This is a genomic window from Candidatus Synechococcus spongiarum (assembly GCF_900047545.1).
Lineage (GTDB): Bacteria > Cyanobacteriota > Cyanobacteriia > PCC-6307 > Cyanobiaceae > Synechococcus_B > Synechococcus_B spongiarum_C.
In genome coordinates this window covers 1-4,785 of the sequence record NZ_FITM01000176.1, presented here as the reverse complement: position 1 = coordinate 4,785, position 4,785 = coordinate 1, and the positions used below count along the sequence as shown (strand labels likewise).

At 62.1% G+C, this 4,785-nt stretch carries 7 protein-coding genes; 4 read left to right on the top strand and 3 right to left on the bottom strand.

What is annotated here, in order from left to right:
- Positions 1-495: TIGR03943 family putative permease subunit (locus FLM9_RS07545; RefSeq protein ID WP_143324656.1), on the top strand; the 495-nt coding region annotated here is incomplete at its 5' end.
- A 6-nt stretch (positions 496-501) separates the two neighbouring features.
- Here the strand turns inward: FLM9_RS07545 and dcd are convergent.
- Together dcd and FLM9_RS07535 are read right to left on the bottom strand one after the other, a co-directional pair.
- Positions 502-1,095, bottom strand: a complete 594-nt coding sequence (gene dcd, locus FLM9_RS07540; protein ID WP_074457993.1) for a dCTP deaminase — start codon at positions 1,093-1,095, stop codon at positions 502-504.
- Entirely contained in the window at positions 1,082-1,717 is a 636-nt protein-coding gene (locus FLM9_RS07535) for a cob(I)yrinic acid a,c-diamide adenosyltransferase (RefSeq protein ID WP_074457995.1), read from the bottom strand. The genes dcd and FLM9_RS07535 overlap by 14 nt, the downstream gene beginning before the upstream one ends.
- A 302-nt stretch (positions 1,718-2,019) precedes the next feature.
- Between FLM9_RS07535 and ntcA the strand changes: the two genes are divergently transcribed.
- The 3 genes from ntcA to FLM9_RS07520 are packed head-to-tail and all read left to right on the top strand — an operon-like array spanning position 2,020 to position 4,437.
- Positions 2,020-2,727, top strand: a complete 708-nt coding sequence (gene ntcA, locus FLM9_RS07530; protein ID WP_074457992.1) for a global nitrogen regulator NtcA — start codon at positions 2,020-2,022, stop codon at positions 2,725-2,727.
- Between the two features lie 47 nt (positions 2,728-2,774).
- A complete protein-coding gene (locus tag FLM9_RS07525) occupies positions 2,775-3,992 on the top strand; it encodes a DUF3084 family protein (RefSeq protein WP_180365347.1) in 1,218 nt (405 codons plus the stop codon).
- On the top strand, positions 3,985-4,437 hold the full coding sequence (locus FLM9_RS07520) for a RuvC family protein (protein WP_074457990.1): 453 nt from the start codon (positions 3,985-3,987) through the stop codon (positions 4,435-4,437). The genes FLM9_RS07525 and FLM9_RS07520 overlap by 8 nt, the downstream gene beginning before the upstream one ends.
- Here FLM9_RS07520 and FLM9_RS07515 read toward each other — a convergent pair.
- Positions 4,427-4,684 (bottom strand): DUF3146 family protein, encoded by a 258-nt coding sequence (locus tag FLM9_RS07515; RefSeq protein WP_074457989.1) that lies wholly within the window; start codon positions 4,682-4,684, stop codon positions 4,427-4,429. The two genes, FLM9_RS07520 and FLM9_RS07515, sit on opposite strands and share 11 nt — an antisense overlap.
- Positions 4,685-4,785: the final 101 nt, after the last annotated feature.

The window sequence follows — 4,785 nt, the reverse complement described above, 5'->3', positions numbered from 1 at the left end:
CCCCGCCGCTCCACCCCATGGCGGGCGGCAGTGTTGGTGGTTTGCACAAATCTGTTGATTGTTCTGGCGCCGCCCCGGGGGTCCTTCAGCACGTTGGCGCGCCATCGTCCTCCCGCCCAGTTGGATGGCTTGGCGGCGGGCTTTGCCTTGCCGCCGGAGCAGCGGGATCTGGTGGACTGGGTGCGTCTGCTGCGGGGCAGTTCTCAGCCCCAGTTGTTCCATGGCGAGCCGATTCAGGTGGAGGGTTTTGTGCTGGTGACGGCCACGGGGGAGCGCCACCTGGCCCAGTTGCTGGTGCGCTGCTGCCTGGCCGACGCCACACCGGTGCAACTGGCGGTGCAATGGCCAGATGATGCCCCACCGCCACAGCAGGACCAGTGGGTACGTGTGGAGGGGGAGATGGAGCTACTGGACACCTCAGACGGCATGCGGCCCGTGGTGATCGCCCACAGGGTGACGGCGATTCCTAAACCCCGTCAACCCTTCCGCACTTGAGAGCCGTCACATGCGGGCCATTGTCACCCGTTCCGGTTGGTTGTGGTACTTGCCGTTTCTGGCTGCGTAGCTGGTTTCACAAGGTTCCCCTTCCAGAAACAACAGTTGGCAGATCCCCTCACCGGCGTAGATGCGGCAGTCGGCTCCGGAACTGTTGCTGAACTCCAACGTCAGGTGGCCCTCCCAACTTGCTTCGGCAGGGGTGGCGTTTAGGATGATTCCCATGCGTGCATATGTACTCTTGCCGAGACAGATCACCGTGATGTGACCCGGCACTTTGAGGTGTTCCAGAGCAACCCCCAAGCCGTAGGAGTGGGCCGGCAAGATGAAATAGTCCCCATCCTCGTCGTGGTGCAGGTCGGTGGGCTCCAGGTTGGACGGGTTGAACCGCTTGGGGTTCATCACCGTACCCGGCACGTGGCGGAACACCAGGAACTCCTGTGGGGAAAGCCGCAGGTCGTATCCAAAGGAGGAGCAGCCAAAGCTGAGCACAGACTGTTGCCGACCCCCACAATCCCGGTGACGCACCAGGCGAAACTGAAAGGGATCGATCATGCCGAGGCGGGCCTGATGCCGGATCCAGGAGTCATTTTTCAGCATGGCTGGAGGGCTGGAGGGAAGAAGACGGACGACAGCGGAGCCGTGTCACTTGGTTGGCCATGTCCAGAATGGCGTCGGGAATCGCCGAGCCAATCAGTGTCAAATCCAACGCGGCGGGACGCTGCCGCAACGCATTGAGCACGTTGTCCTCCTCCAGGAGACCAAACTCCAGGGCCAAGCCCAATTCGTCGAGAACCATCAAATCCAGGACACCGGACAAGAGTTGTTGGCGGGACGCAGTCCAGACAGCCTTGACGGCCTGACGATGGGGCAGGCTGATGGCAGAGGGATCCACCAGGCAGCAGTCAATGGCTGGACGGACCCATTCCAGGCTACCGCAGAGCTTCGTTGCCCTCTCCGGGCCTTGGTTGATGCCACCGTTGAGGAATTGGGCAACCATGACCCGACTACCCTGGCCCGCAACCCGGATGGCTTGGCTCAACACGTCGTTGCAGGAGCCCCGGAAGGGAGCAACCGTCACCTGAAAGAGGCCGTCAGGCTGGGCAAAACGGCCGGAGATCCCATGGCTGCATACCGGTAAACCCGGACGGTGACCATGGGTGAGGGGGTGATGTCCCGTCGTCGCACGAGGAGGATTGCTGCCCAGGGGCGTGGTGGCCATGCAGGTGAAGCCTGACAAAGGGGAAGGTTCTGCAGAGGAACAGAACAAGTCTGAACTCTGAGGGGAGTGCCACTTGACTGTCAAGGAGCTTTGACAATGCCAGAGGCGTCATGGTTCAAATGTACCATTATTCTTTCCGGGAAGCTGGTCTGCAAGGCGGGGATGATTTTGGTGTCGCTGGCTACAGGGAGACCGATGGCCGCATTTCTAGGGTCAGGTCCCATATGCTGTGCATTAGTGATGGCTCTAACCATCGGCAAGCATGAGCCTGTGGACCCCGTGCCTCTGCCTTCACCTTGGCCATGAGCTTTCCTCAGACCGCATCATCAAGCCAGGCGTCCGGGAAAGTCACCGATGCCATCACCGGGGGGACGCTCACCACAATCATCCGCTGTCTCGCGGGCAGTTCCCTGGACCTGGTGGAGCGCGGGAAGACCATTTTCCTCCCTGGAGATCCCGCCGAGCGGGTCTATCTGTTGCGGTGTGGTGCGGTGCGGCTTTCCCGCGTCTATGAAAGCGGCGAGGAGATCACCGTAGCGCTGCTGCGGGAAAACAGCCTGTTTGGAGTCCTCTCTCTGCTGACCGGACACCACTCGGATCGCTTCTACCACGCCGTCGCCTTTACCCGTGTGGAAATGATTTCCGCACCTGCCGCATCCGTACGCCAGGCCATTGAGGCGGATGCCCGCGTGGGCTTGATGATGCTGCAGGGCCTGTCCTGCCGTGTCCTGCAGACGGAGACCATGATCGAAACCCTCACCCACCGGGACATGTCGTCCCGACTAGTGAGTTTTTTGCTGGTGCTGTGCCGCGACTTCGGCATTCCGGCGGATCAGGGGATCACCATCGACCTGCGGTTGTCCCACCAGGCCATTGCCGAAGCCATTGGCTCCACCCGGGTGACCATCACCCGCCTGCTGGGGGACCTGCGCAGCGAGGGGATGCTCAGAATCGACCGCAAGAAAATTACGATCTTCGACCCTGTGGCCCTCTCGCGTCGGTTCAGCTAAGCCCATAGTGGTGCTCATCGTCCGAAGAACAAGTCCTGTCTGGCTGGTTGCTGATTTTTGCGCTCCTGCTGCTGGGCGGTGTGCTCGCGGTCATGGGGGACCGCCTGGGCACGCGCATCGGCAAGGCCCGCCTCTCCTTTTTGAGGATGCGCCCCAGACGCACCGCCGTGGTGTTCACTGCCATCACCGGCAGCCTGATTTCCGCACTGAGCTTTGTGGTGTTGATCACCATCAACGACCGCTGGCGACGGGGACTGTTCGAGTTGGGTCGCATTGAGGAGAACCTATGGACCACCCGCGAGAACCTCGGCAAGACCCAGAAGACCCTGGAATTCATCCAGGATGCCCTGGTGACAAGCCGCGCGGCGCTCCTGGGTGCAGAGCGCAGCCGCAACCAGGCGGAGGCTGAAGTTCAGGGGTTAACGGAGCGCACAGACATGTTGCAGGCTCAGACACGGGAGCTGCAGCACACCATCAACGTGCTGGATGGCCAGCGCCAACAGTTGCTCAACGAGCAGGATCGACTGGGAAAGGCAGTGGATCGGCGGGATCAGGAACTGGGGGTGCTTCAGGAGAGAATTAACACCCAGGTCAATGTGCTGAATACCCTCAGGCGCAGCATTGCAGCCCTGCGTCGTGGCGACGTGGCCATTGCCAGCAACGAGCCCCTGGCCATGGCCAAGGTGACCCTGCCGCACCCCAGCGAAGCCCAGGTGGCCATTAACAGCCTGCTGAATCGGGCCAACCAGGCGGCCTACGAGCGGCTGCTGCCGGGTCAACAGCCATCCCGGCAGCTTATTTACATCCCCACCAGCGAGGTGGAGAAGATCGCCAGGGAACTGCAAAGTGGCCATGCCTGGATCGTCACCATCCGCAGCGCAAACAACGTTCTGCTGGGGGAGAACTCCTTGCTGGCCTTCGCCGATGTGCGCCCCAGTCGCCAGGTTCTGGATGCGGGTCAGATCCTGGCATCTACGGTTATTGAAGGGGATGAGCGTTCCCCGGAGGCCGTGAATCAGCGGCTCAGCCTGCTCCTGGCCACGGCCCGCAACCAGGCCAACCGGCTGGGGGTACTGAACATGCAGATCATCCTGGATGATGAAGCGCTGACCACATTGGTTCGGACATTGGTGAGTCGAACTGATCCCCAAGCCACCCTGGAGGCGTTCAGCCTCCAGGACAGCGACATAGGGGATCCCCTCCACCTGGGCGTCCGTTGGCAGAGCCCACCTCCGGGTGAGGCTCCGGACCCTGGTCATGGCTGAAGGTGGCTGCGCCATTGGCCTGGACCCCGGCTACAGCAAATGTGGCCTGGCGTGCAGCGACGGCAACCGGCAGCACTTGGACATCTGCTTGATCTGCACACCCCATGGGTGCTGGCGCCATCTCCAGGAGTGGTGGCTGGCGCGCCAACCGTCATGCCTTTACCTGGGCGACGGCACCTGCTCCACCCGCTGGCGGGCGGCCCTGCTCACTTGGTGGCCCTCTCAACGTCTCCAACTGGTGTCCGAGGCCCACACAAGCCTGGAGGCACGGGAGCGCTATTGGCAGCTGCATGCACCCCGGGGCTGGCAACGCCTGCTACCGGAAGGACTGCGGCAGCCCCCAAGACCAGTGGACGACCTGGCAGCCCTGGTGATCCTTGAGCGGGGCTTGGGCCACCCTCTGCACGTAATGCCAAGCTCCTTCAAAACAGCCGTCAGACCGTAGCCCGCACCAGGAAGTTGTATTCCCCACCCACGTCCAACTGGTGGTCGAAGCGCAGAAGGAAGCGGAGCAGGGCGTCCTCGATCAAGGCACGCCCCAAGGAGGGCTCAAGCCGCAGTTTCCCTTGTCGGAAATGCCAATGGAACACCCAGGCAAACTCTCCGGCCCAGACTTGGCCCTTGCACAGGCCCAGGTGAAGATCCTGGTTGAGCACCTGGAGCCGTGCTGTCGTGACAGGAAGGCTGACCATCTCAGTGGGTGGTGCCAGAGGCGGAGTGGGCCTGAATCCGAAGGCCGTTGAGGCCATTCATGGCCGCCCCCAATCCCTGCCCCTGGATCAGGCGGATTCCC